Genomic DNA, 2317 nt, shown 5'->3' with positions numbered 1-2317 from the left:
CTACTGATTGGATGCGGGGGCTTCACCGCCTACCAATTCCTGACAAACTCCGAATGCTATATAATGTTTCTCAGCAGTGAGGGCTTGGGTGCTAAGGTCCAAGTCCGAGAGGGAAAGAACCCAGACCATCAGCTAAGGTCCCCAAATATACGCTAAGTTGAAAGAACGAGGTTTGTCTGCCCAGACAGCTAGGATGTTGGCTTGGAAGCAGCCATTCATTTAAAGAGTGCGTAACAGCTCACTAGTCGAGCGGACGAGCATGGATAATAATCGGGCATAAGCGTATTACCGAAGCTATGGATTTAGAGTTTACTCTAAGTGGTAGGGGAGCATTCCAGCAGGGTTGAAGGTGTATCGTAAGGTATGCTGGACTGGCTGGAAAAGAAAATGTAGGCATAAGTAACGATAATGCGGGCGAGAAACCCGCACACCGAAAAACTAAGGTTTCCACAGCTATGCTAATCAGCTGTGGGTTAGTCTGGTCCTAAGGCGAACCCGAAAGGGACAGTCGATGGCCAACGGGTTAATATTCCCGTACTACTAATTACTGTGATGGGGTGACGGAGTGATGAAAGCGCCGCGAACTGACGGAATAGTTCGTTGAAGTACCTACCTATAAGATCTGCAGGCAAATCCACAGATTTTGGGGAAATACGATAGTACTCGGAGTCTTCGGACAAAGAGATAGTGCGCCTAAGGGCTTCCAAGAAAAACCTCTAAACTTCAGGTAATTAGTACCAGTACCGTAAACCGACACAGGTAGTTGAGGAGAGAATCCTAAGGTGCTCGAGAGATTCATGGCTAAGGAATTAGGCAAAATAGACCCGTAACTTCGGGAGAAGGGTCGCCCTGAGTAATCAGGGCCGCAGTGAAGAGGTCCAGGCGACTGTTTATCAAAAACACAGGGCTCTGCAAAATCGTAAGATGAAGTATAGGGCCTGACACCTGCCCGGTGCTGGAAGGTTAAGAGGAGATGTTATCTTCGGAGAAGCATTGAATTGAAGCCCCAGTAAACGGCGGCCGTAACTATAACGGTCCTAAGGTAGCGAAATTCCTTGTCGGGTAAGTTCCGACCTGCACGAATGGTGTAACGATCTGGACACTGTCTCAGCCATGAGCTCGGTGAAATTGTAGTAACGGTGAAGATGCCGTTTACCCGCAGTGGGACGAAAAGACCCTGTGCACCTTTACTATAGCTTAGTATTGACTTTGGATAAATGATGTGTAGGATAGGTTGGAGACTTTGAAGCGGCGTCGCCAGGCGTTGTGGAGTCATTGTTGAAATACAACCCTTTGTTTATCTGAAGCCTAACCCCGTATTTCGGGGGACATTGCTTGGTGGGTAGTTTGACTGGGGTGGTCGCCTCCAAAAGAGTAACGGAGGCTTCTAAAGGTTCCCTCAGTACGCTTGGTAACCGTGCGTAGAGTGCAATGGCATAAGGGAGCTTGACTGAGAGACATACAGGTCGATCAGGTACGAAAGTAGAGCATAGTGATCCGGTGGTTCCGCATGGAAGGGCCATCGCTCAAAGGATAAAAGGTACGCCGGGGATAACAGGCTGATCTCCCCCAAGAGCTCATATCGACGGGGGGGTTTGGCACCTCGATGTCGGCTCGTCACATCCTGGGGCTGGAGAAGGTCCCAAGGGTTGGGCTGTTCGCCCATTAAAGTGGCACGCGAGCTGGGTTCAGAACGTCGTGAGACAGTTCGGTCTCTATCTACTGTGGGCGTTAGAAATTTGAGTGGATCTGATTCTAGTACGAGAGGACCGAATTGGACAAACCTCTAGTGTATCTGTTGTCCCGCCAGGGGCACCGCAGAGTAGCTACGTTTGGAAGGGATAAGCGCTGAAAGCATATAAGCGCGAAACCCACCACAAGATGAGATTTCTTTTAAGGATCGTGGAAGATGACCACGTTGATAGGCTATAGATGTAAAGGCAGTAATGTCATAGTCGAGTAGTACTAATAATCCGTAAGCTTATGTACACCCTTTTCCCGAGAGCGAAAGCTCTCGGGAGGAAACTTTCTAAAACAAAAAAAATACTTTTCTTTATCTCAGTATGTTAAGATATTGTTTTAATTATCAATTGCTTGGCCAGTTTGCTATCACTCGGGCTTAAATTATCAATTGTCAATTAAAAGTTACCTCAAGTAACAACGACCTTAAGGTGGTTATTGCGGCGGGGCTCACCTCTTCCCATCCCGAACAGAGTAGTTAAGCCCGCCTGCGCAGATGGTACTGCAGTTTTGTGGGAGAGTATGTCGTCGCCTTTCTTTTAAAAACCCTTCATCAACGATGAAGGGTTTTTTGTTT

General features: G+C 47.8%; 2 rRNA genes. Both read left to right on the top strand.

Features of this window, described 5'->3' with window-relative positions:
- A 23S ribosomal RNA gene (locus ACEN2I_RS19860) occupies positions 1–1989 on the top strand; the annotation flags it as partial.
- A 178-nt stretch (positions 1990–2167) separates the two neighbouring features.
- Positions 2168–2277, top strand: a 5S ribosomal RNA gene (gene rrf, locus ACEN2I_RS19855).
- The last annotated feature ends 40 nt before the right edge of the window (positions 2278–2317 follow it).

The sequence above is a fragment of the Flavobacterium sp. W22_SRS_FK3 genome (genome assembly GCF_052113665.1).
Lineage (GTDB): Bacteria > Bacteroidota > Bacteroidia > Flavobacteriales > Flavobacteriaceae > Flavobacterium.
This window is presented reverse-complemented; position numbering and strand designations above follow the sequence as displayed.